The sequence below is a fragment of the Bacillus sp. AL-1R genome (assembly GCF_052180195.1).
Lineage (GTDB): Bacteria > Bacillota > Bacilli > Bacillales > Bacillaceae_G > Gottfriedia.
Genome location: NZ_CP197469.1, coordinates 4061403 through 4085452, shown reverse-complemented (window position 1 = coordinate 4085452; position 24050 = coordinate 4061403). Strand labels below are relative to the sequence as shown.

The window sequence follows — 24050 nt, the reverse complement described above, 5'->3', positions numbered from 1 at the left end:
AAAGCAGAAAAATTATCGAATCCAAAAAACGACTGAAAAGGAGTATTTTAATGAAAAATACGGTAAATACAATAACAGTCATTGATTCAGAGAATCATATTCCTTCTATGCATCAAGAGTTAAAGCGTGGATTAAAACCTCGTCATATTACAATGATTTCACTAGGAGGAACAATTGGAACAGGTTTATTTTTAGCAAGTGGAGGAGCAATCCATAATGCAGGACCAGGTGGAGTTCTTGCAGCTTATATAGCGATTGGAATCATGGTGTACTTTTTAATGACAAGCCTTGCTGAGATGGCAACATTTATGCCAGTTGCAGGATCTTTTAGTACATACGCAACAAAATTCGTTGATCCTGCACTTGGTTTTGCACTTGGTTGGAATTACTGGTATAACTGGGCAATTACAATAGCAGCAGAATTAGCTGCAGTTACGATGGTTATGAAATTCTGGTTACCACATACATCTTCACTCTTATGGAGTTCATTATTTTTAGCGATTATCTTTCTATTAAACTATCTGTCTGTTAAAGGGTTTGGGGAGTCTGAATACTGGTTTTCGATCATTAAAGTTGCTACAGTCATCATTTTTTTAATTTCGGGATTTTTAATGATTTTTGGAATTATTGGTGGAGAAGCAGTAGGGTTTAAAAACTTTACAATTGGCGATGCTCCTTTTCATGGAGGATTTATGGCGACACTCGGAATCTTTATGGCAGCTGGATTTTCTTTCCAAGGTACCGAGTTGCTAGGTGTAGCAGCTGGTGAGAGCGAAGAGCCAGAGCGAAATATACCTCGGGCGGCTCGTCAAATATTTTGGCGTATTTTATTATTTTACGTCTTGTCTGTATTTGTAATAGGTCTACTAATACCATATACAAATGACAATCTAGCAAGTGGCGATGTAGCTGTTAGTCCATTTACATTAGTTTTTGATAAAGCTGGCATTGCATTTGCAGCGTCTGTCATGAATGCAGTTATCTTAACGGCGATTTTATCAGCTGGAAACTCAGGAATGTATGCTTCAGCACGAATGCTTTGGGACATGGCTCGTCAAGGGAAAGCTCCAAAAGCATTAGGTAAGTTAAATAAAAGGGGTGTACCTGTTAATGCACTAATCATTACAGCCGCAGTCGGTACATTAGCTTTTTTAGCTTCTCTATACGGTGATGGGGTTGTTTACATTTGGTTACTTAATGCATCAGGTATGTCTGGTTTTATTGCATGGCTTGGCATAGCGATTTGTCATTATCGATTCCGTAAAGCCTTTGTAGCACAAGGGAAGGATTTAAATGATCTACCATATAAAGCAAAGTGGTTCCCATTTGGACCAATATTTGCTTTCGTACTATGTGGGGTCGTTATACTTGGACAAAACTATTCAGCATTCATGGGAAATAAAATTGACTGGAACGGAGTACTTGTTTCCTATATAGGTCTGCCATTATTCCTTGTTTTGTTGATCGGATATAAACTGATAAAAAGAACAAAAATTGTTCCACTTAGCGAGTGTGATTTCGAGAATTAAGCATGACGGCAGAGTTTTATAGATAATGGAACTAGCTTTTAATCGAATAGTAAATTGTATGGAGATGTAATTCGTATTTGAATTAGCATCTCTTTTTTATCTGAAAATTCAGTATCCTGCATAACTCTTATGGTAAATATGAGAACGCTGAGACATAACAGGAAAGAAGGTGACGGGAAATTCAATTATCTCGCCAAATGGAAAGCAAGCACCCCAAGTGGAAATCATCCTGAATAGACTCCTTATACGAAAAATTGGTTTATTTTTCAACAGAGTAAAAGCCGATCCTCTATATAGTGAGAATCGGCTTTACTTTTGTAATAACTTACTTTACGTGTCTAAATCCTTCTCTAAATGAATACCAATTTTACCTTCCTGTATTCTAGATCTGAAAAGAGCCCAATAAATAACAATTCCAGCAAGAAATAAATAAAGTATTACTTTAGTTGTTGGTAAAAAGTCTTTTGGAAGAGTTAAAATACCAACTTCAAATACTAACCAAATAATCGCAAGAATCGTAACAGGCAGTCTCCATTTTCCTAGCTTAAAACCATCTGTATCCGGTAAGGTCTTAATTTTAGTAGCGTATGCGATTACAGTAATTAAGTATATGATGGCTGGAAGTGCCGCAGAAGTACCGATCAATAATGATAGCTTACCAAAATAGAATACAGCTATAATGCCTAATACAGAAACTAAAATTATCGCATTGTACGGTACATTATGTTTTTTATCTACCTTTTTAAATACATTTGAAGCAAAAAACACATTGTCTCTCGAAAGGGCGTAAATAAGTCGAGATGCAGAAGCCATAATGATTAATCCGCAAGCAAAAATCGAGACAATCACTAATGCAAGGAAGAAATCAGCAACTGCAGTGCCCAAACGTGATTGTAAAATATCAGAAATAGGGGAAGCGGAAGCCATGATGCCATTAATATCTTTAATACCTGAAGTAACAATGATCAAGAAAATAAATCCAATTACACCTGCAAGTAACATTGAGAAAACAATGGCTTTAGGTACTGTTTTATTCGCATCAACTGTTTCTTCTGCTAGATTTGCTGCTGCTTCAAAGCCTACTAATGTATAAGAGCCCATTACGACTGCTAGTACAAATGCTGTAAAATAGCTACCATTTGAACCGACCTTGTGAGCTGTATAAGTTAATAATGAAAAATCTGCTCCTTTGAAAAATAAGACAAAGCTTAAAATAATAATAATGCCAATAAATCCGATTACTTCTGTATAGACAGCTGAATTATTAATGATTGTAGCAATCCTTACTCCGTAAATATTTAATAATGCTTGAATAATGATTGTCACGATTACGACGGTTGTAAGAACGGTAGTAGTACTCTTAATTCCAATTAAATCAAGAAAAATTGGGGCTACTCCATAATCGACAGTTGGTACAACAATAATTAAATAACATAAAGCTGCCCAACCTGTAAACCAACCAAATCCCCGATTCGTTAAGCGGCTAACCCATTGATAAACATATCCACTTAAAGGAATTTTGCTAGATAAATCTGCAAATATTAAAGCAACAAGTAAATGTCCCACCATGACAAATGGCCACGTCCAAATTCCAGCAGGTCCTGCTGCTCCTAAAGCAAGACTATAAGAGCTAAAAATACCAGTTGTAATCGAGATAAATGAAAACGCAACTGCAAATGAACTGAAAAATTTTAATGATCGTTGTAATTCCTGCTTGTAGTTAAACGATTGTAAAGCATCTGAATCAATACCTTGTTTACTCATAAATCATCTCCTCCAAAATTTTATTTACAGAATTTTCTTATAATTAAACTCATAGTTAGTCCTTTTTGCTTAACTAAAAGTTTTATTATCGATTAAATACAAAACCTACATATTCTATTCGGACCTAAAATTGGGCAGAATTGGTATTTTCTATTTAACAATGCAACTTCCATGCCAGTCTAATAGATATAAGTAATTTAAGAGATTTGTATAAATAGAGACGTAAATCTTATGAGGACTTGAATAATGTATGCAGTAGTGAATAACAACCAGGGTGATCATAAACGTAGGAATTAGTGACATTCACTTTGCTTTTTCGATTGAAATTAATCATTTCAAAGCTATAGCGGGTGTTCTTTATAACGTTTACATAAAATTAATAATTTGGCATAAAACTTGCAAATTTAAAAAAAAGACTTGTTTAAATATTCAAAAAAAGGAGGTTTCTGTCGGGAAAGTAAGAATTAAAAGGAAGAATCAACAATATTGTAAGCGCTTATTCTAAAACGAAGGGGATATGATAGGTGGAAAATAAAACACAGTTAAAGAGATCCTTAAAGTTATGGCAAGTAGTTATGATGGGGTTAGCTTATATGACTCCTATGGTAGTTTTTGACACATTTGGAATTGTATCTGATATCACTGATGGTCACGTACCAACTGCATATATAGTAGCTCTAATTGGAATGTTATTTACAGCGGTAAGCTATGGCAAACTTGTAAGAGAATTTCCTGAAGCTGGGTCTGCATACACATACACCCAGAAAGCGATTAGTGGGCACTTAGGTTTTCTTGTTGGATGGTCATCATTATTAGATTACTTGTTCTTACCAATGGTAAATGCTCTATTAACGAAAATTTACTTAAATGCACTTTTTCCTAATGTTCCAACATGGATTTGGGTAATTTTATTTGTTGGATTAGTTACATTATTAAACTTAAGAAGTATCAATATGCTCGCCAATTTTAATACTCTCTTTGTATTAGTTCAGCTTGCGATCATGGTTGTTTTTATCATTCTAGTAATCCAAGGTCTACATCATGGTGAAGGATACGGTGGATTCAGTATCCAACCACTTTTTAATGAAGGAATGCATTTTGGCACATTAGTAACAGGTGCAACGATTCTTTGCTTCTCATTCTTAGGGTTTGATGCCGTTTCAACTTTATCAGAAGAAGCAATAAACCCTGCAAAAACAATTCCTAAAGCAATTCTATACACAGCGCTTTGGGGAGGCGTAATTTTTACAGTTACAGCATTTTTCATTCAATTATACTATCCGGACATATCTAGATTTAAGCATCCAGATGCTGCATCGCCAGAGATTGCATTATATGTCGGTGGTAAATTATTTCAATCAATATTCTTATGCATTACTTTTATTAATACACTTGCTTCTGCATTGGCGTCACATGCGAGTGTCTCGCGTTTGTTATATGTAATGGGGCGCGACAAGGTTTTCCCAGATAAATGGTTTGGATTCGTTCATCCAAAATGGAAAACACCAGCATTTAACGTTATTTTCGTTGGGGTGATTTCATTATCAGCAATCTTTTTCAACTTGGTAACAGCTACTTCATTAATTAACTTTGGTGCATTAATGGCATTTACTTTTGTTAACTTATCTGTTATCAACCATTTTTACATTCGGAAAAAGCATAGATCAGTCAAAGGCTTCATTTCTTACTTGCTTTTACCTTTATTAGGAGCTGCATCTGTAGCAATCCTATGGTTTAACATTGAAAAAAGCTCGTTAATAATGGGATCAATTTGGTTCGTAGTTGGTTTAGTATACTTAATTTATCTTACTAAGGCATTCCAAATTGCACCTCCTAAATATGAAGAAGAAGTTGTGGTGTAATAAACAATATGACCAAAAGTCACAAGGTAATTTAATTTCCTTGTGGCTTTTTTTGTTTGAATCATTTCATGATACTTTGCTCGTGAAATGAAGGAATTCAATTTTGAATAATGTTTAATGCAAAATTGAATAATTCATGCATCTAATCATATTTCCTCTATTGGATTGAATCTAGTTACCTGAGAAAAAAACGATATATAAGTATTACTTGAAAAAATAAAAAGGAATCAAAGCCTTGTAATAGCCTTTCTAAATAAGCTTTTGTCAATTTTACTACTTCACAAATTAATGGATTCAATTCAAGTTGGCACAGGATTTGCTATTACATTTTTAAAAATAACTAATGAGGTGTGTAAAATGAGTTCAAAATTAACTGAAGTAGAACAAAATGAAAAGAGTAGTGAACAAGTAGAAATAGATGATTCGCTTCAAGAGTTTAGAGAAACATTAAATGAAGCAATCGGCATAATGAACTATCCGAGCCAAGTATTTGATTTTCTTAAAACACCAATGCGATTTTTAGAATTTAGTATTCCTGTTCAAATGGATAATGGGGAGACGAAAGTATTTCAAGGGTATCGAGCTCAACATAACGATGCACTAGGACCTACAAAAGGGGGAATTAGATTTCATCCTGATGTAACGCCAGAGGAAGTAAAAGCATTAGCTGGTTGGATGAGTTTAAAGTGTAGTATTACTGATTTACCCTATGGTGGAGCAAAAGGTGGAGTTGTTTGTGACCCAAGACTATTAAGTATGAATGAACTAGAAAAGTTAAGTAGAGGTTATGTAAGAGCTGTCAGCCAAATTGTAGGACCTACTAAAGATATTCCTGCACCTGATATGTATACAAACGCACAAGTAATGGCATGGATGCTAGATGAATATGACCATATTAGAGAGTTTGATTCACCAAGCTTTATCACTGGTAAACCGATAACTTTAGGAGGTTCAGTAGGTCGAGAGACGGCAACATCAAAAGGAGTATTTTATGCTCTTGAGCTAATTAGTGAAATACAAAAAATCGAAATTAAAAATATGAAAGTCATTATTCAAGGATTTGGAAATGTTGGTAGTTATTTAGCACAATACTTATATGAAGCTGGGGCAAAGGTTGTCGGTGTTTCAGATGTACTTGGAGCAATCTATGATCCTAAAGGTTTAGACATTCCATATCTATTAGACAATCGAGATTCGTTTGGGGTTGTTTCTAACCTATTTAAAAATGCGATTTCTAATCAAGAGTTATTAGAAAAAGAATGTGATGTCTTAATACCAGCAGCAATAAGCGGTGTGATTAATAACCGAAATGCAGATAAATTGAAATGTAAGATTGTTGTTGAAGCAGCGAATGGACCGACTACTAAAGAAGCGCTAGAAATCCTTGATCAAAAAGAGATTTTAGTCGTTCCCGATATTTTAGCCAACTCAGGTGGAGTAGTTGTTTCCTATTTTGAGTGGTGTCAAAATATGCAAGGTTATTATTGGACTGAGAGTACTGTAGATGAGAGATTAAAAGAAAAAATGACAGATAGCTTTTTAAAAGTTTATAAAACATCACAAAAATATAATGTAAACATGAAAATAGCAGCTTATATCGAAGGAATTCGTAAAATTGCTGAAGCTTGTCGCTTGAGAGGTTGGGTAAAATTTTAAAACAAAAGGAGAGATCTAGAATGATTGATATTATTTCTGAATCAACGGAAAGACAACTTGCACACCATTATTGTTTATTAACGCAGAACAATCGTTATGATTTATCAATTGCCTTTTCAAGCCACTTTTATGGTAAATCAATGGTCACATCAATTCAATCTAGTAAAATGGCGTTATTATGTTTAGAAGATCTTCATTCTGAACATTATTGGGCTCCTAAGTTAGGTATTGCCGAGGAGGATATTTCTGAAATTCAACATTTCTTTAGCATGGTTTTACCATCAAAACAAATTTGCGAGTTATAAAATCAGGCCATATATTTTAAGAAAACTCGCCGATTGTTAAGTTTTAATAGAAGACAAACGCGAGTCACCTTCTTCGCTGAAAAAAAGGAGTGAGTTTTATGTATTATGGAGTCATTGTCAGTGACTACCATGGAACAGTTGAAGGAACTGCTATTGAGAAAGATTCGAGAATTTATGAATGGGAGCCGTTATTCTTTATTAAAACGACAGATGGAACTACAAAAGTTATTCATCAAGGAATAAGTGGTGAAGTTGTTTCATTAGAGGTCTCAGTTGGGGACAAGATCGTTCCTGGGATGGTTCTTGCGTATGTTAAAGAGGATTTGTTTGTTACTGCTAGTGATTGAATAATGCATTAGGCAAGGATGATATATTTAATTCTAAGAAGCATCCTCTTCTCTAACAAATAAAGGGTATCTCTGGTCGAATAGACTTAAGAGACTGCCCTTTATTTTTGCTTTTATAAAATAGATTAGTAAATTATAATTTTAGATTTTTACGATAAATTAAAAAACTCTGTTAAAATAGGAATGTATAACGGTTTAGACATAAGGGGGGAAAGTAGTGTTATCAATAAATGAGAAACAAATAAGACCAGTCATCACAATTGATATCGATCAATATAAAGAAAATGATGAAATCGATTTATCCAATATAAATGAACCCTTTTTATTTTTACGTAAACAAAATCAGATTTTTGGTTATGTTCAATTAAATAATATTACTCAAGGTAGTAATAAAAAGAAAAATATAGCAATTTCTAAGATTACTAGTTCTTCTCAATCAATAAATAGTGTTAGTCGCTTAAGTGGGCAAATTTCATTAACGACTCTTTTTCAAATTATTGGTGAACCGATCTCGATTGTAAAAGAAGAAGAAGATATGCCAATAGGTTACATACTTCGTGAAGATATATTAGCGGAGTTGTTCAAACAAGAAAATAAAAGTGTAGATTTATTGAAGAGCATTTTAACATCGATACCGATGGGAACGTTTGTAGTTGATAAAAATAAAGTTATTGTAAATTGCAATGACGCCGGATTAAAAATGATTAAATCAACATCGGAAAAGGTCATTAATACAAAGGCTGAAACTATTTTTAGTGGTGAACAAGTTGATCATGTATTTGCTACAGGTAAAACCATTCTTAATCAGATTCAAATTAGTGATGATATGGGTGTTCTTGTTGATTATAGCCCAATTTTCGTAGATAACGAGGTTGAAGGAGTGGTTATTGTCGTACAAGATCTCCCAATGGTGGAAGAAATGGCCTCTGAAATTGAATATGTAAAAGATTTAAATAAAGATTTGAATGCCATTTTATCAAGTATTTATGATGAAATACTTGTAGTAAATCATAAGGGTGAGCTAATTCGTTACAGTGAAAATATCATTCCTGGATTTTGGAATGTAGATTTAAAGGAATTGCTTGGAAAGAGTATTTTAGAATTCGAAAACCAAGGACTTTTTACGCCATCTGTTACAAAACTAGTATTAGAAAAAAGGAAGAAAGTATCGATCGTTCAAGAAACAATTAATGGACGTAAAGTACTTGCGGTAGGAAATCCTGTTTTTGATGAGAATATGGAAATTGAGCGGATAATTATTGCTTCTAGAGATATTACAGAAACTTCACGTCTTAAAACAGAATTAAAAGAAATGAAGAAGATTTCTGAGCAATATAAAAAGGAGCTTGAAGATATAAAGAGTAAGGACCGTTTTGTTAAAAAACTGATTTACTGTAGTCCTAAAATGGAGCAAATTATTAATCAAGCGAAAAAAATAGCTGATTTTTCTTCCACTGTATTACTGCACGGGGAGTCTGGTGTAGGAAAGGAAGTCATTGCACAGGCTATTCATCAATTAGGAAACCGTTCTTCAAAACCGTTTTTAAAATTAAATTGTGGTGCAATACCTGAAAATCTATTGGAAAGTGAGCTTTTTGGCTATATAAAAGGAGCGTTTACAGGGGCAGATCAAAATAAGGACGGCTATTTTAAGCAAGCAGATGAAGGCGTTTTATTTTTAGATGAAATTGGTGAAATGCCATTACATTTACAAGTAAAACTGCTAAGAGTCCTTCAAGAACAAGAAGTTATTCCTGTTGGAAGTACAAAGCCTATTAAAGTAAATGTACAAATTATTGCAGCCACAAATAAAAGATTAGAAAAAATGGTTGAAGAACGCACATTTAGAGAGGATTTATATTATCGCTTAAATGTTATACCTTTAAATATTCCACCGTTAAGAGAAAGAATTGAAGATATCTCATTATTATCATTCCATTTCTTACAGCAATTAAATGAAAAATATAATAAGAGTTTTCATCTTACTCCAGATGCAATTAACGTATTAGAATTTTATTCTTGGCCGGGGAATGTCAGAGAACTTCAAAATATTATCGAAAGATTAGTCGTCTCTGCAGAAGATCAAATTATTAATGCAGAGGATGTTAATCAATTCTTACCAAATAGCTATGACTTTAATAAATCTAAACCAGTCATTAATAAAGTAATCCCTCTCCAAGAAGCGATTGATTATGTTGAGGAGCAACTGATTATGCTTGCGATGAAGCAATATAAAACTACAACGAAGGCTGCACAAGTTTTAGGCATAAGTCAGTCCTCGGTTAGTCGTAAGTATCAAAAAATAATGAATGAAAAGAATATGAATAGTGACTTTATGTCATTTAAGTAAAAAAACGCACAGGGTGCGTTTTTTTTTTACGTTGTTGAAAAATGAGTTTGTCAACTCCACCCATTTGTGGTTGATTTCCACTAAAGACTGATATGAGTAAGGCACCTTCTAATCTTTGCTAGTTTCCTTCCTCATGAACCTGTCATGAGGAAGAACCTTTCTATTTTTCGCTAGTTTCCTTCCTCATGAACCCGTTATGAGGAAGGATCTTTCTATTTTTCGTTAGTTTCCTTCCTCATGAACTCGTTATGAGGAAGGATCTTTCTATTTTTCGTTAGTTTCCTTCCTCATGAACCTGTTATGAGGAAGTAACTTTCAAATTTCCGCTGGTTTCCTTCCTCATGAACCTGTTATGAAGAAGAACTTTTCTATTTTTCGCTAGTTTCCTTCCTCATGAACCCGTTATGAGGAAGTATCTTTCTATTTTTCGTTAGTTTCCTTCCTCATGAACCTGTCATGGGTAAATATCTTTCAAATTTTTGCTCAAATATAAACTTAGACTTCTGTTGTTCTATATTGACAATGCTTTATTTCTCTAAATCTCCTATATTTTCAACATGACTATCAATTACTTCCGTCATACTAACTTGATCCCTCGAGATACCAGATGCCATGAATATGATGATGAGTCCAACTGCAATACATGTTCCTGCAAGCAACATACAATTTCCTCCTTTCATGGTGTTTTAGCCTATGCGATGAACTTTCATAATATGTCGTTTTACGCAAAATAGTTTACAGAAGTTTTACTAGTTTCCAAGATTATGCACAGCGTAATAGTGTTATGCAAATTTGAATAATAATGTACAGGTTATGGAAGGAAAACCCTTATAAATTAAGTGCATTAAAGTTGGCACAGTTCTTGCAATCTAATAAGTTGTGAAGAAATTAAGGAGGGTTTATATACAATGGTCGATGTTCAATTTAAAACAATTGATTTAAAGATGTTTATTAATGGCGAATGGAAAGATTCTAGTAATCATGAGAAACGCCCTGTTATTAATCCAGCGAATGAGGAAATCATTGCATATGCTCCCGAAGGTACTGTTGAAGATGCGAAAAAAGCAATTGATGTTGCTCGTAAAGCATTCAATGATGGAAGATGGTCTGATTTATCTGCTCAAGAAAGAGCAACTTACTTATTTAAAATTGCAGACAAAATAGAAGAGTATCAAGAAGAATTAACGAAACTTGAAACATTAGATAATGGAAAAACAAATCGTGAAGCAGGATTTGATGTTGCTGATGCGGCAGCTTGCTTTCGTTATTATGCAGGATTGATTACAAAGCCAGATGGGTTTACTTACCATGTAGCAGATCCAATGCAGGCTATGGTTGTTCGCGAACCAATTGGAGTATGTGGATTAATTGTTCCTTGGAACTATCCATTATTAATGAGTGTATGGAAAATTGCTCCAGCACTAGCGGCAGGTAATACAATTGTTTTCAAACCTTCAGAGGTAACACCAGTGACTCCTAAGAAATTATTTGAAATTTTTGAAGAGGTTGGTCTTCCACAAGGTGTAGCAAACATGGTAATGGGAGCTGGTCCAGTAGTTGGAAATGAAATCGCTGCCAACCCTGATGTTGATATGGTTTCATTCACAGGTGGAACAAAAACGGGCAAACATATTATGAAAACAGCGGCAGATACAATGAAAAAAGTATCACTTGAGCTTGGTGGGAAATCTCCGAATATCATTTTTGCAGATGCAGATTTCGAAACGGCTGTCGATTATGCTTTATTTGGAATCTATGCAGGTTCAGGTCAAGTTTGTTCAGCTGGATCAAGAATTTTAGTAGAAGAATCTATTTATGATCGTTTTGTAGATCGTTTTGTAGAGCGTGCTAAGAAAATCAAAGTAGGTCCTGGGAATGTAGCTGAAACAGAGATGGGGCCACTAGTTAGTAAAGAGCATTTAGAAAAAGTTTTAAGCTATATACAAATAGGCAAGGAAGAAGGCGCAAGACTTGTTTGCGGAGGAAATCGAATCGAAAAAAATGGTTTAGAAAAAGGTTATTTTGTTGAACCGACTGTTTTTGCAGACGTTGAACAAAATATGCGCATTGTCCAAGAGGAAATTTTTGGTCCAGTCGTGTGTATCCAAAAGTTTAAGTCTGAAGAAGAAGCGTTAAAACTTGCCAATGGCACTGTATATGGTTTAGCAGGAGCTGTCTTTAGTAAAGATGGAGCGAAAGCATTAAGAGTAATTAAAAAGCTACGTTCGGGCATTACTTGGATTAACTCATACCACCCAACATACAATGAAGCACCTTGGGGCGGCTACAAACAAAGCGGTGTAGGACGTAGCTTAGGTACATTTGGGTTAGAAGAATTCCAAGAAGTTAAGCAAATTAACATTAACTTACAAGTTGAACCAATCGGATGGTTTGCAGAATAAATTTTGGCAGTTATAAGAAGAGACAAATAGGGAAGAAAAAAATAGATAAAACGACTATAGGAGTGAACAAAATGAGTATCAACTTAAAAAACGAATTAAAAAGTGAAGAAAAAAACGTAACCGAGTACATTAATAAGGTTTTAAGTTTAATAGAAAAAGAGTCTGTTACAGAAGAAGACGCTGCATGGATCACTAAGGAAACAGTTGATGGTTTTAGAGAACATGTTAACCCAGGTTTCCTTGCTTACCGTAAAACTGTTACAGAAGGCGGTCAATTCGCAGCGGTTGAATGGTCTGATAGCGGCTCATGTTTTAAAGACGTAAATGGTAAAGAGTATATTGATTGTTTAGGCGGATTTGGAATTTATAATGTTGGGCACCGTCATCCAAAAGTTATTAAAGCTGTGACAGATCAGTTAAAAAGACAAGCACTTCATAGCCAAGATTTATTAGATCCATTACGTGCTATGCTTGCTAAAATTTTAGCTGAAATTACACCTGGTGATTTAAAATACTCATTCTTTACAAATAGTGGTACTGAAAGTGTTGAAGCGGCATTAAAGCTTGCAAAAATGTATAGTGAGCGCAGTACATTTATCTCAACAACACGTGCATTCCACGGAAAAAGTTTAGGTTCTTTATCTGGAACTGCAAAAGGCATGTTCAGAAAACCGTTTTTACCATTAATTCCTGGATTCCGTCATGTACCATTTGGTGACATTGATATGATGCGAAAAACATTTGAAACTTGCTCTTTAGTAGGTGAAGATGTTGCGGCAGTTATACTTGAGCCAATTCAAGGTGAAGGTGGAATTATTCTTCCTCCTCCAAACTACTTAAAAGAAGTTCGTGAACTATGTGATGAGTACGGAGCTCTATTAATTTTTGACGAGGTTCAAACAGGTATGGGACGTACTGGTAAAATGTTTGCTGCTGAATTATATGAAGTAGTTCCAGATATTATTTGTCTTGCTAAAGCATTCGGTGGCGGAGTAATGCCTGCTGGAGCTGTAGTTGCAAAAGAAGAAGTATTCAAAAGCTGGTTCCCAAACCCATTTATGCATACAACAACATTTGGTGGAAATCCATTAGCATGTGCAGCTGCTATTGCTACAATCAGTGTTCTTCTTGAAGAAAAATTACCTGAAAGAGCAGAAGTAGTTGGAGCTTACTTCTTAGATCAATTAAAAGAAGCAGCAAAAGGACATGAAGACAAAGTTTTAGAAATTCGTGGTCAAGGTTTAATGATTGGAATTGAGTTCCATCAGGATGAAATTGGCTATGAAGTTTCTAAAGGAATGTTTGATAAAGGGATCCTAGTTGCTGGTACGTTAATTAACTCAAAAACAATTCGTATCGAGCCTTCCTTAAAAATTAGCTATGAAGAAGTTGATACTGTAGTAAGTGCATTTAAAGAGATTTTATCTACTATTGAAGTTTAATACCTTTCGCATGTCATGACTTTAATAATCATGACATGCTTTCATTACAAAAATCGTTATAGATAGGATGGTGCAATTATGGCAGATCGTAAATTCGTTAAATTACAAACGTCAATTCCAGGACCAAAATCACAAGAGTTGGTTGCTCGAAGAAATAAAGTGGTTCCAAAAGGGATTAGTAATAATAGCGCAGCATTTGTAAAAAAAGCAAAGGGTGCATTAGTAGAGGATATTGATGGTAATACGTTTATTGACTTTGCAGGTGCAATTGGAACGATAAATGTGGGCCATTCCCATCCTAGAGTAGTAAGGGCGCTTCAAGCTCAGGCCGGTGATTATATTCACACAGGTTTTAATGTCATGATGTATGAATCTTATATTCAGCTCGCTGAAAGATTAGCAGATCTTTCACCTGGAAGTTTTGAAAAGCAAGTAGCATTTTTTAATAGTGGCGCAGAAGCTGTTGAAAATGCGGTGAAGATCGCAAGAAAGTATACAAAACGTCAAGGAATTATTTCTTTTACTAGAGGATTCCATGGTCGAACATTAATGACAATGACGATGACAAGTAAAGTTAAGCCTTACAAATATGGATTTGGACCATTCGCTCCTGAAGTATATAAAGCACCATATCCATATGTTTACCGTCGTCCAGATCAAATGGATGAAAAAGAATATAGTAAATTTATCATTGAACAATTTGAACAATTTTTGATTGCAGAGGTTGCACCAGAAACGATTGCTGCAGTCGTGATGGAACCAATCCAAGGCGAAGGTGGCTTTATTGTACCTGATCTTGACTTTGTAAAAAGGGTTAGAGAAATCTGTACACAATATGGCATATTATTTGTAGCTGATGAGATTCAAACTGGTTTTGCTAGAACAGGTAAATATTTTGCAATTGAGCACTTTGGAATTGAGCCTGATTTAATTACAATTTCAAAATCAATGGGTGCAGGAGTACCTATTAGTGGCGTAATCGGTAGAAAAGAAATTATGGAAGCTTCTGATGCTGGTGAAATAGGCGGAACATACTCTGGTAGCCCTCTTGGATGTCGTGCAGCATTAGCAGTACTTGATATCATTGAGGAAGAAGAATTAAATGAGCGAGCTGTTGTAATCGGCGAAAAGGTTAATGAAGAAATGCATAAATGGGCTAAACAGTTTGAACAAATAGGTGATATTCGCGGAATTGGCGCAATGTGTGCGATGGAGATTGTAACAAATAAAAAAGATAAAACACCAGATAAAGTGACAGTTGGAAAGATTGTAAAAGAGGCGAACAATAGAGGGTTAATGTTGTTAAGCGCAGGTATTTTTGGCAATGTGATTCGTTTGTTAATGCCGCTAACGATTACAGATGAACAGCTTGAAGAAGGACTTGATATTTTAAGGGAGTCAATCGAAGCTGTATTAGTACCAGAATTACAATTGGAGGTAAACTCATGAGCCAAATTAAAGAGAAATATGAAGTATACCCAATGTATATAGATGGTACATGGGTTGGGAATGATCATGAATATTATACGAAGGTTACAAATCCTGCAACTGGTGCAGTCATAGGAGCAATTCCAACAGGCGGTACATATGAAGCTAAATTAGCTGTTGATGCTGCACATACAGCATTTAAAACTTGGTCTAAAAAGACAGCAGAAGAAAGATATCATTTATTAATGAATTGGTATCGTCTCATTGACGAAAAGAAAGAAGAAATTGCTAGATTAATGACAATTGAGCAAGGTAAACCATTAAAAGAAGCGCTAGGCGAGACTGCTTATGCAAATGGATTTATTTCTTGGTATGCAGAAGAAGGCAAACGTGTATACGGGGAAACAATTCCTGCAACACAACCTAATAAACGAATTTTAATTAGAAAAGAACCTGTAGGAGTTGTAGCAGCAATTACACCGTGGAATTTTCCGGCTGCTATGATTACTAGAAAAGTTGCTCCAGCACTTGCAGCTGGTTGTACTACGGTTATTAAACCAGCTACTCAAACACCTCTAACAGCATTAAAGCTTGCAGAACTTGCTCATGAAGCGGGTATTCCAAAAGGTGTAATTAATGTCGTTACTGGTAAGTCATCTGAAATTGGCGATGTATGGTTAAAAGATCCAAGAGTAACAAAGATTACTTTCACTGGATCGACAGAAGTAGGTAAAACACTAATGAAAGGCGCAGCAGAGAATGTCAAAAAGGTTTCGCTAGAACTTGGTGGAAATGCACCGTTTATTGTCATGGATGATGCTGATTTATCAAAAGCAGCGGTTGGTTTAGTTCAGTCAAAATTCCGCAATGCAGGTCAAACTTGCATTTGTACAAATCGTATTTATGTACAGGAAAGTGTAGCCGAAGAATTTACAGCGTTATTTACAAAAGAGCTAGAAAAATTAAAAGTGGGTAACGGTTTAGAAGAAGGAATTGATGTTGGTCCACTAATTGATCATGCGGCTTTAGAAAAGGTAAAAACGCTCGTTGAAGACGCTACTAAAAATGGTGGGAAAATTGTCTATAGTGGTAATAAACCTTCAGAGGAAAATGGATATTATTATGCACCTACTATTTTAACGGGTATTACGGATGAAATGGCATGTATGAAGGAAGAAATATTTGGTCCACTAGCTCCAATTACTACATTTAAAACGGAAGAAGAAGTAATTGAGAGAGCAAATAATTCAAATTACGGTCTGGCGGCGTATGTGTATACGGAAAACTTAAGTCGTTCATTCCGCGTTACAGAAGCACTTGAGTACGGAATTATTGGATTAAACGATGGCACACCTTCTGCTGTACAAGTTCCATTCGGTGGTTATAAAGAGAGCGGTCTTGGAAGAGAAGGCGGTCACTTTGGAATTGAGGAATTTTTAGAAGTTAAATATATTTCAATTGGGTTAGACATCTAATATATCTACTGTTCATACAAAGCGCAGTTGTAAGCCAGTTAAACATTCAACTCAACTATTGTGATTGATCGTTTTACTGGCTTATTAACTAGATTAATAGAGGTGGGAAAATTGCCAGGTGCATTACATGGAGTAAAAATCATTGACTTAACAAGAGTACTAGCCGGACCCTTTTGTACGATGATCCTTGGAGATTTAGGAGCAGAGGTTATAAAAGTAGAAAGCATAAATAATGGCGATGAAACAAGGGGATGGGGGCCACCTTTCGTTGAAGGTGAAAGCGCTTATTATTTATGTGCCAACCGCAATAAGCAAGGCATTACTTTGAACTTAAAAAGTGAGCAAGGTAAAGAGATTTTAAAAAGGCTAGTTTCTGAAGCTGATGTAGTCGTTCAAAATTTCAAACCTGGAACAATGGAAAAATTAGGATTTGCCTATGAAGATTTAAAAAAAATTAAAGAAGACATCATACTAGCGTCTATTAGTGGGTTTGGCAGTGAAGGGTCGAATTCAAGTTTACCAGGATATGATTATATCATCCAAGCGATGTCCGGATTAATGAGCATTACTGGTGAGAAAGAGGCAGCGCCAACAAAAGTAGGAGTAGCCATTTCGGATGTTTTAACTGGTCTATTTACATGTATTGGGATTCTTGCTTCTCTTTTAAACCGAGATCGTACAGGAGAAGGTCAGGAAATCGATATTTCATTGTTTGACTCTCAGCTAGCTGCTTTAGTAAATGTAGCTAGTAATTATTTATGTAGTGGAATTGTTCCAGAACGAATGGGGAACCAACATCCAAATATCGTTCCATATCAAGTCTTTACTGCAAGTGACGGTGAATTAGTCGTAGCGGTAGGGAATGATGAACAATTTAAAAGGTTTGCTTTATTAATTGATGAACCCAACTTATTGGATGAAAAATATAAGACAAATACTGGTCGATTACAGCATCGAAAACGAATCGAGCAATTAATTCAAAATAAATTAAAGTTGAAAAGTAAAAATGAGTGGAAGCAATTATTAGATGAAATAGGGATTCCAAATGGTCCAATAAATAGTGTAAGTGAAGCTCTACAGTCCAAACATGCTAAATCGAGAGAAATGGTGTTGGACGTGAACCATCCTTTTATAAAGGATCTAAAATTAGTCGGATCACCATTAAAATTATCAAAAACACCAATTGAAGTATTAAGACATCCACCCTTACATGGTGAGCATACAGAAGAAATAATAAGTAAACTAGGATTTTCTCAAAATGAAATAGAAGAAATGAAACGAAATAAAACAATTTAGGAGGAAATAGAAATGGATTTTTCACTATCAGAGGAACAAATTAGTGTCAGGAAAGTAGTTAGGTCATTTGTAGACAGAGAAATTATCCCTTTCATAAAGGAATGGGATGAAAAAGGTCATTTTGAAGCAAATATTTTAAAACGACTAGCAGATTTACAACTAATGGGTGTATGTATTCCAGAACAATATGGTGGAGTAGGAATGGACTATAACACATTAGCAATTGTCTGTGAGGAATTAGAACGAGGAGATACCGCATTCCGTACTGCTGTTTCCGTACATACGGGTTTAAATAGTATGACATTACTACAATGGGGAACAGAAGAACAAAAGAAAAAGTATCTAGTTCCTCAAGCACAAGGGAAGAAAATTGGTGCATTTGGATTAACTGAACCTAATGCAGGATCTGATGTAGTGGCGATGGCAACAACTGCTGTAAAAGATGGAGATAGCTATATTTTAAATGGATCAAAAACATGGATTTCTTTATGTGATGTAGCTGACCACTTCTTAATTTTTGCGAAGACAAATCATGATCTAAAACATCATGGTATATCCTGCTTTATTGTAGAACGCTCATTTGAAGGCGTTTCCACAAAGGCGATTAAAGGAAAAATGGGAATTCGAGCAGGGAATACTGGTGAAGTATTTTTAGATGATGTAAGAGTCCCAGCTGAAAACTTACTAGGTTTCGAAGGTGAAGGATTTAAAATAGCAATGTCTGCGCTTGATAACGGACGATTTACAGTTGCGGCTGGTGCTTGTGGATTAATCCAAGCATCACTTGAAGCAAGCGTAAAATATTGTCATGAACGAAAAACATTTGGTAAAGAAATTGGTAAACATCAACTAGTACAACAAATGATCGCTAAAATGTCTTCAAACCTTGAAATTTCACGTCTATTAGTTTATAAAGCTGGTTGGTTAAAAAATAACGGAAAAAGAAATACAAGAGAAACATCACTAGCAAAATGGATTTCTTGTAATGCAGCAAACGAGGCGGCTAATGATGCAGTACAAATTCACGGTGCATACGGCTTCTCAAACGAATTCCCAGTAGAGCGCTACTTAAGAAACTCAAAAGCACCTGTTATCTACGAAGGAACAAGAGAAATTCACACAGTTATGCAAGCTGAATATGACCTTGGCTATAGAGAAGATAAAATCCTACGAAAAATGCTACCTTCTTGGCCATTCGAAGAAGTTACGGTTGAAGCGGTAAAGTCTTAATAAAAAAATAGAGATTTTTAACTTTGATAACTCAGCATATGCTGGGTTTTTTTTCGTAAAAGGCAGGTGAATTTGATATTTGCAAGAAAATAATTAAATAACATAAATCACCTGATTATGACTTGTAAGAAAGATTAAAGCAACAAATAATAATTACCACACTCAAATAAAAGGAGTAGCTATGAACATAACAACAATCGGATTCTCCAAAAAATCATTAAGAACATTCACATCAATGCTCCAACAAAATAACGTAACACATCTAATTGATACCCGACTACATAACACATCACAACTAGCAGGATTTGCAAAAAAGGATGACCTACATTTTGTAATGGATTTATTAAATATTCAATACACACATGATACTGATTTAGCTCCAACAGAAGAATTACTAAAAGCAATTAAGAAAAAGGAACTCTCTTGGAATGATTTTGAAAAAGAATTTTTGAGCTTAATACAAAATCGTAAAATCGAAACAAAAATAAACGACTTTATAAGCAATGGTGTCCCATGCTTTCTATGCAGCGAAGAAAAACCACATCATTGTCACCGCAAACTAGTCGTAGAATATTTAAGAGAATTTGATAATCGATTTGAAATTATTCATTTATAAATTTGAAAAGACTGTCCTTAAAAAACAGTCTTACTATTTAATATGAGTACGTAAACGATCTTGTATCTGCTTTAAAATATCATCAACATGATCAAATTTTAAAATGATTTTATCGTATTTGTGATTGTTCAATGTAAATACTAAATTCCCCTTGTTAGTGCTCGTTGCAACAAAATAGTTCACGCCATCCTTTTTAAAATAGCCATATTTGTTTGCACCTATTTGAGTACCATAAATTTTCCAAAGAAATTGATGGAGATCATCTATTGTAACGTTCTTAATATCACCATATGGTATTTCAATTGTATGTTTTAACCCTAAGATTGTTTCAAAACTAGAAAGTGTAATAATCAATTTGTCTTTTTCAAATAAAATTGTTTTCATAAAAAATCCCTCCTTACTTCTTATACGAACAGGGACTGAATATCGTTCATTTATTTTTAAAAATTACCCGTAACCACTTATTCTAATAACTAAACAAACGTTTAATTAAATAGACTATGCAACGATAATCCGGAGACAGACTTGAAAAAAGTATGGTTAGTAATCGTAAAAATTGAACGATAAGATAATTTTTTTCATAGTTAGTAAATGCCAGGGAATGATATCATCTAGATAATAGAATTATTTACTATTCAAAAAAGAGGTAGTAGTATGGATCAACAAGTACAAACTTATTTTGAGAACCTTGAATCAACAGACAAGAATTTGCAATTTGAAGCCTTTGACTATATTATTTCCGTAACAAAAGACAAAGTGGATTGGTCGTATGAAGTATGGGACCGATTAAAAACAGATCTACGGGACAAAGAAAATCACAAAAGGTCAAGAGCAGCACAATTTCTCTCAAACTTAGCGATCAGTGATCCAGAGAAGAGAATGCTAAATGATTTTCCAGAAATTTGGAAAGTTACATATGATCCAAAGTTTGTAACGGCAAGACACACTTTACAGTCAATATGGAGAATAGGTTTAGCTGGTCCAGAACAACGAGCAATCGTTCTTGAACATCTAGTAAATCGTTACATAAATTGCAAAGAAGAAAAGAACCATACATTGATTCGTTACGATATCATTCAAAGTATGAGAAATCTTTATGATGCGGTGAAGAATGAAGAAATTAAACAAAAAGCATTAGAATTGATTAAAACAGAAGAGGATCCAAAATATCGGGAAAAGTATATGACAGTTTGGAAATGAGTCAGAGAAGATGGAATCCTTATAGGGGGTTCCATTTTTTGCTCAACGGCTAATAGCTCAAAAACGAATTCATATAGAATTCGTTTTTGAGCTATTAGAAAACTAAAAATTTGTTAAGATTAGTTCATCATCTGTTTAATTAATTCACGATTTCGTTGTTTAAATACTTCATTATGTGATGAAACCATTGCTGCGCTACTAGCATCTGGTTGGATATATTGCTTCGCTTTATTAACAGCATTAGCAGCATCTTGAAATGCGCCAGCAATTAATTGTAACTTTCCTTCATGCATTAGAATGTCTCCAGCTGCATAAATCCCTTCAATTGAAGTTTCACTCGTTGTATTCCCTTTAATATAGTAATCTTGAATCATTTCTACTTTAATTTCACTGTTATTTAATAAAGAAGTATCTTGTTCATAACCGTGGTTTATGATGACTTCATCAATTGCCAAATGAGAAATTTCACCAGTTTCATTATTTGTCAGTTCAACCTTTTCTATTTCTTCATGATTTTCACCAGCAATTAATTTCGTAATAGACGTATTGAAAAGACATTCGACTGAACTATTCATTAATTGAGATACTTGTGCTTCATGACCCTTTAGAGCGTCTTTTCGGTAAGTTAAATAAACTTTTTTAGCAATCGGCTCTAACTCATTAGCCCAATCAATTGCAGAGTTACCACCACCAGAAACGATGACAGTTTTATTTCGGAAATGTTTAAGTGATTTTACTGTATAGTTTAAATTTGAAACTTCGAATCTTTCTGCACCGTCTATTTGTAGCTTGGTTGGGTTTAAAATACCGCTTCCAACTGCAACAATAACAGTTTTAGAATAATGCTTTTGACCTGAAGCTGTATGTAAAACAAAATTGCCATTCTCGTCACGAGCGATTGTGTCTACTTTTTCATTTAACACAACAGTGGGATCAAACGTTAATCCTTGCTGAACAATTTGTTTGATAAATCTCTCGCCAGGGATTGGTGGTTGTCCTCCAACATCCCAAATCACCTTTTCAGGATAACAATGAACTTTACCGCCTAATTCAGATTGAAATTCGATTATTTTTGTTTTCATTTCTCGTAAACCACTATAAAAGGCAGAGTAAAGGCCAGCAGGACCTCCTCCGATTACTGTTACATCATAAAGATCGTTCATGTTCATTATGTACTCACTCCAGAATATTCTGTCATTGATTATCATTCTCAATAAAATATAAACCATTTTTGAGAATTTTTCAATGACTTCACGAAAAATTAATATTGACAATATTAGTAAATGCACTTATATTTACGTAGTAATAGCTAATGATAATAATTATCATTATCACTAATGGTTAAAATATTAATGAATGGAGGTCAGTATATGGTGCGGTTATTTACTAATGAGTTGACCATTGGTTATGGTGATCGTTTGATTGTAAAAGACCTTAATATAAAAATTCCGGATAAACAAATTACAACAATCATCGGTTCAAATGGATGCGGTAAATCGACTCTTTTGAAGGCGATTACAAGAATAATTTCGCATCAATCCGGAACGATTATTTTAGATGGGGAAAACATTGCTTCAGAGAATACTAAATTACTAGCTAAAAAGATGGCGATTCTTCCTCAAACACCAGAGAGTGCAAGTGGTTTAACAGTAGGTGAACTAGTATCTTATGGTCGATTCCCATATCAAAGTGGTTTTGGCAGATTAACGCAAAAAGATAGTGAAGTAATTGACTGGGCACTCGAGGTTACAGGAACTAAGGAATATAAATATCAAGCAGTTGATTCACTTTCTGGAGGTCAACGTCAACGAGTTTGGATTGCAATGGCTTTAGCTCAAGAAACTGAAATCATTTTCCTTGATGAGCCTACTACATATTTAGATTTAGCTCATCAGCTCGAAATTTTGGAGCTGTTACAAAAGCTGAATCAAACGCAAGAACGGACGATTGTAATGGTCTTACATGACCTAAATCAAGCAGCTCGATTTGCAGATTACATCATCGCACTTAAAGATGGAGAAATCGTAAAAGCAGGTTCTTGCGAAGAAGTCATTTCACATGAAGTGCTAAAAAAAGTTTTTTCAATTGATGCAGTGATTGGAAGAGATCCAAGAACAAATAAACCAATGTGCATAACATACAATTTACTTAGAGGAGAAGAGAAAAATGAAGAAAATCTTAATACCATTTCTTTTAATATTCGTGCTAGTTATTAGTGCATGTAGTAAAGGGGCATCAAGTACAGAAGGCTCAAAGAAAGAACCAAAAAAGTCCGGAACGATTACATATCAATCACAAAGTGGTCCAGTTAAAGTCCCAGCTAATCCTAAACGTGTAGTTGTGTTATCTTCATTTGCAGGTAATGTCATGTCTTTAGGCGTTAATATTGTTGGGGTTGATTCATGGTCTAAAGCGAATCCTCGCTGGTCTGAAAAATTAAAAAATGCTCAAGAAGTATCAGATGAAAACATTGAAAAAATTATCGAACTAAATCCAGATTTAATTATTGGTTTAGATAATGTTAAAAACATTGATAAATTAAAGAAAATTGCACCTACTGTAGTTTATACTTACGGCAAAGTAGATTACTTAACTCAACATATTGAAATTGGTAAATTATTAAACAAAGAAAAAGAAGCTAAGGCGTGGGTAGATGACTTTAAAGCTCGTGCACAAAAGGCCGGAGAAGAGATTAAAGCTAAAATTGGTCCAGACACAACAGTTTCTGTCATTGAAAAATTCGACAAGCAGCTTTATGTATATGGTAACAACTGGGGTCGTGGAACAGAAATTCTATTCCAAGAAATGAAATTAAAAATGCCTAAAAAAGTTGAAGAAAACGCATTGAAACCAGGATACTTTGCAATTTCATTAGAAGTATTACCAGAATTTATGGGAGACTATGTAATCTTCAGTAAATTTGATCAAACTGATACTTCAGTAGAAAAAACAGATACTTATAAAAATACACCAGCAGTAAAGAATAAGCACGTTTTTGAAGTAAATGGAAGTGAATTCTACTTCAATGATCCAGATACATTAGACATGCAATTAGAACTCTTTAAAAAGCAATTTTTAGGTAATTAACTAAAATAAGAGTAGGGATGCTATTATTCCTACTCTTATTATTTAGAAATTGACCAATAAT

General features: G+C 34.5%; 20 protein-coding genes. 16 read left to right on the top strand and 4 right to left on the bottom strand.

What is annotated here, in order from left to right; genetic code table 11:
• Positions 1-107 precede the first annotated feature (107 nt).
• Complete coding sequence (locus tag ACSBO6_RS19470) at positions 108-1529, top strand: amino acid permease (RefSeq protein ID WP_098846199.1); 1422 nt, start codon at positions 108-110, stop codon at positions 1527-1529.
• 330 nt (positions 1530-1859) lie between these two features.
• Here the strand turns inward: ACSBO6_RS19470 and ACSBO6_RS19465 are convergent, their stop codons facing one another.
• Positions 1860-3293 (bottom strand): APC family permease, encoded by a 1434-nt coding sequence (locus ACSBO6_RS19465; protein ID WP_098846188.1) that lies wholly within the window; start codon positions 3291-3293, stop codon positions 1860-1862.
• A 575-nt stretch (positions 3294-3868) separates the two neighbouring features.
• Here ACSBO6_RS19465 and ACSBO6_RS19460 point away from each other — a divergent pair.
• The 5 genes from ACSBO6_RS19460 to ACSBO6_RS19440 all read left to right on the top strand — a co-directional run bounded on the left by ACSBO6_RS19460 (position 3869) and on the right by ACSBO6_RS19440 (position 9813).
• A complete protein-coding gene (locus ACSBO6_RS19460) occupies positions 3869-5155 on the top strand; it encodes an APC family permease (protein WP_098846200.1) in 1287 nt (428 codons plus the stop codon).
• 357 nt (positions 5156-5512) lie between these two features.
• Complete coding sequence (locus tag ACSBO6_RS19455; RefSeq protein ID WP_498843895.1) at positions 5513-6811, top strand: Glu/Leu/Phe/Val family dehydrogenase; 1299 nt, start codon at positions 5513-5515, stop codon at positions 6809-6811.
• Between the two features lie 20 nt (positions 6812-6831).
• Positions 6832-7116 carry an SAV0927 family protein gene (locus ACSBO6_RS19450; RefSeq protein ID WP_098846190.1) on the top strand — a complete coding sequence of 95 codons (285 nt, stop codon included), beginning with the start codon at positions 6832-6834 and terminating at the stop codon, positions 7114-7116.
• Positions 7117-7214: 98 nt separating this feature from the next.
• Positions 7215-7463, top strand: coding sequence for a biotin/lipoyl attachment domain-containing protein (locus ACSBO6_RS19445; protein ID WP_498843894.1), 249 nt, complete (start codon positions 7215-7217; stop codon positions 7461-7463).
• Between the two features lie 217 nt (positions 7464-7680).
• Positions 7681-9813 (top strand): sigma 54-interacting transcriptional regulator, encoded by a 2133-nt coding sequence (locus tag ACSBO6_RS19440; protein WP_098846192.1) that lies wholly within the window; start codon positions 7681-7683, stop codon positions 9811-9813.
• A 527-nt stretch (positions 9814-10340) separates the two neighbouring features.
• On the opposite strand, the gene ACSBO6_RS19435 is transcribed toward ACSBO6_RS19440, so the two are convergent.
• The gene (locus ACSBO6_RS19435; protein ID WP_498843893.1) at positions 10341-10475 is read right to left on the bottom strand and encodes a hypothetical protein; all 135 of its coding nucleotides are present in this window, start codon (positions 10473-10475) and stop codon (positions 10341-10343) included.
• A gap of 246 nt (positions 10476-10721) precedes the next feature.
• Here ACSBO6_RS19435 and ACSBO6_RS19430 point away from each other — a divergent pair, with 246 nt between their 5' ends.
• From ACSBO6_RS19430 to ACSBO6_RS19400, 7 genes are all read left to right on the top strand, one after another.
• Positions 10722-12215, top strand: coding sequence for an aldehyde dehydrogenase family protein (locus tag ACSBO6_RS19430; protein ID WP_498843892.1), 1494 nt, complete (start codon positions 10722-10724; stop codon positions 12213-12215).
• 71 nt (positions 12216-12286) lie between these two features.
• Positions 12287-13657 (top strand): putrescine aminotransferase, encoded by a 1371-nt coding sequence (locus ACSBO6_RS19425; protein WP_098846194.1) that lies wholly within the window; start codon positions 12287-12289, stop codon positions 13655-13657.
• Between the two features lie 78 nt (positions 13658-13735).
• Positions 13736-15106 carry a 4-aminobutyrate--2-oxoglutarate transaminase gene (gene gabT / locus ACSBO6_RS19420; protein ID WP_098846195.1) on the top strand — a complete coding sequence of 457 codons (1371 nt, stop codon included), beginning with the start codon at positions 13736-13738 and terminating at the stop codon, positions 15104-15106.
• Positions 15103-16560 carry an NAD-dependent succinate-semialdehyde dehydrogenase gene (locus ACSBO6_RS19415; RefSeq protein WP_098846196.1) on the top strand — a complete coding sequence of 486 codons (1458 nt, stop codon included), beginning with the start codon at positions 15103-15105 and terminating at the stop codon, positions 16558-16560. The genes gabT and ACSBO6_RS19415 overlap by 4 nt, the downstream gene beginning before the upstream one ends.
• A gap of 111 nt (positions 16561-16671) precedes the next feature.
• Complete coding sequence (locus ACSBO6_RS19410; protein ID WP_098846197.1) at positions 16672-17856, top strand: CaiB/BaiF CoA transferase family protein; 1185 nt, start codon at positions 16672-16674, stop codon at positions 17854-17856.
• A gap of 12 nt (positions 17857-17868) precedes the next feature.
• On the top strand, positions 17869-19086 hold the full coding sequence (locus ACSBO6_RS19405) for an acyl-CoA dehydrogenase family protein (protein ID WP_498843891.1): 1218 nt from the start codon (positions 17869-17871) through the stop codon (positions 19084-19086).
• Between the two features lie 181 nt (positions 19087-19267).
• Positions 19268-19702, top strand: a complete 435-nt coding sequence (locus ACSBO6_RS19400) for a DUF488 domain-containing protein (protein ID WP_098846311.1) — start codon at positions 19268-19270, stop codon at positions 19700-19702.
• Positions 19703-19735: 33 nt separating this feature from the next.
• Here the strand turns inward: ACSBO6_RS19400 and ACSBO6_RS19395 are convergent, their stop codons facing one another.
• Positions 19736-20086, bottom strand: a complete 351-nt coding sequence (locus tag ACSBO6_RS19395) for a PH domain-containing protein (RefSeq protein WP_098846310.1) — start codon at positions 20084-20086, stop codon at positions 19736-19738.
• A 270-nt stretch (positions 20087-20356) separates the two neighbouring features.
• Between ACSBO6_RS19395 and ACSBO6_RS19390 the strand changes: the two genes are divergently transcribed.
• Positions 20357-20902 (top strand): hypothetical protein, encoded by a 546-nt coding sequence (locus ACSBO6_RS19390; protein ID WP_498843890.1) that lies wholly within the window; start codon positions 20357-20359, stop codon positions 20900-20902.
• Positions 20903-21021: 119 nt separating this feature from the next.
• Here the strand turns inward: ACSBO6_RS19390 and ACSBO6_RS19385 are convergent, their stop codons facing one another.
• On the bottom strand, positions 21022-22071 hold the full coding sequence (locus ACSBO6_RS19385) for an NAD(P)/FAD-dependent oxidoreductase (protein WP_498843889.1): 1050 nt from the start codon (positions 22069-22071) through the stop codon (positions 21022-21024).
• Between the two features lie 201 nt (positions 22072-22272).
• Between ACSBO6_RS19385 and ACSBO6_RS19380 the strand changes: the two genes are divergently transcribed.
• Together ACSBO6_RS19380 and ACSBO6_RS19375 are read left to right on the top strand one after the other, a co-directional pair.
• Positions 22273-23118: an ABC transporter ATP-binding protein gene (locus ACSBO6_RS19380; RefSeq protein ID WP_098846307.1), complete on the top strand. Its 846-nt coding sequence runs from the start codon at positions 22273-22275 to the stop codon at positions 23116-23118.
• Positions 23069-23989, top strand: a complete 921-nt coding sequence (locus ACSBO6_RS19375; protein WP_498843888.1) for an iron-hydroxamate ABC transporter substrate-binding protein — start codon at positions 23069-23071, stop codon at positions 23987-23989. The genes ACSBO6_RS19380 and ACSBO6_RS19375 overlap by 50 nt, the downstream gene beginning before the upstream one ends.
• Positions 23990-24050: the final 61 nt, after the last annotated feature.

Bases quoted from the DNA above. Each gene is read 5' to 3' on its own strand.
- ACSBO6_RS19470 (WP_098846199.1), top strand. From the start codon at position 108: ATGCATCAAGAGTTAAAGCGTGGATTAAAACCTCGTCATATTACAATG.
- ACSBO6_RS19465 (WP_098846188.1), bottom strand. From the start codon at position 3,293: ATGAGTAAACAAGGTATTGATTCAGATGCTTTACAATCGTTTAACTAC.
- ACSBO6_RS19460 (WP_098846200.1), top strand. From the start codon at position 3,869: ATGATGGGGTTAGCTTATATGACTCCTATGGTAGTTTTTGACACATTT.
- ACSBO6_RS19455 (WP_498843895.1), top strand. From the start codon at position 5,513: ATGAGTTCAAAATTAACTGAAGTAGAACAAAATGAAAAGAGTAGTGAA.
- ACSBO6_RS19450 (WP_098846190.1), top strand. From the start codon at position 6,832: ATGATTGATATTATTTCTGAATCAACGGAAAGACAACTTGCACACCAT.
- ACSBO6_RS19445 (WP_498843894.1), top strand. From the start codon at position 7,215: ATGTATTATGGAGTCATTGTCAGTGACTACCATGGAACAGTTGAAGGA.
- ACSBO6_RS19435 (WP_498843893.1), bottom strand. From the start codon at position 10,475: ATGTTGCTTGCAGGAACATGTATTGCAGTTGGACTCATCATCATATTC.
- ACSBO6_RS19430 (WP_498843892.1), top strand. From the start codon at position 10,722: ATGGTCGATGTTCAATTTAAAACAATTGATTTAAAGATGTTTATTAAT.
- ACSBO6_RS19425 (WP_098846194.1), top strand. From the start codon at position 12,287: ATGAGTATCAACTTAAAAAACGAATTAAAAAGTGAAGAAAAAAACGTA.
- gabT (WP_098846195.1), top strand. From the start codon at position 13,736: ATGGCAGATCGTAAATTCGTTAAATTACAAACGTCAATTCCAGGACCA.
- ACSBO6_RS19415 (WP_098846196.1), top strand. From the start codon at position 15,103: ATGAGCCAAATTAAAGAGAAATATGAAGTATACCCAATGTATATAGAT.
- ACSBO6_RS19405 (WP_498843891.1), top strand. From the start codon at position 17,869: ATGGATTTTTCACTATCAGAGGAACAAATTAGTGTCAGGAAAGTAGTT.
- ACSBO6_RS19400 (WP_098846311.1), top strand. From the start codon at position 19,268: ATGAACATAACAACAATCGGATTCTCCAAAAAATCATTAAGAACATTC.
- ACSBO6_RS19395 (WP_098846310.1), bottom strand. From the start codon at position 20,086: ATGAAAACAATTTTATTTGAAAAAGACAAATTGATTATTACACTTTCT.
- ACSBO6_RS19390 (WP_498843890.1), top strand. From the start codon at position 20,357: ATGGATCAACAAGTACAAACTTATTTTGAGAACCTTGAATCAACAGAC.
- ACSBO6_RS19385 (WP_498843889.1), bottom strand. From the start codon at position 22,071: ATGAACATGAACGATCTTTATGATGTAACAGTAATCGGAGGAGGTCCT.
- ACSBO6_RS19380 (WP_098846307.1), top strand. From the start codon at position 22,273: ATGGTGCGGTTATTTACTAATGAGTTGACCATTGGTTATGGTGATCGT.
- ACSBO6_RS19375 (WP_498843888.1), top strand. From the start codon at position 23,069: ATGAAGAAAATCTTAATACCATTTCTTTTAATATTCGTGCTAGTTATT.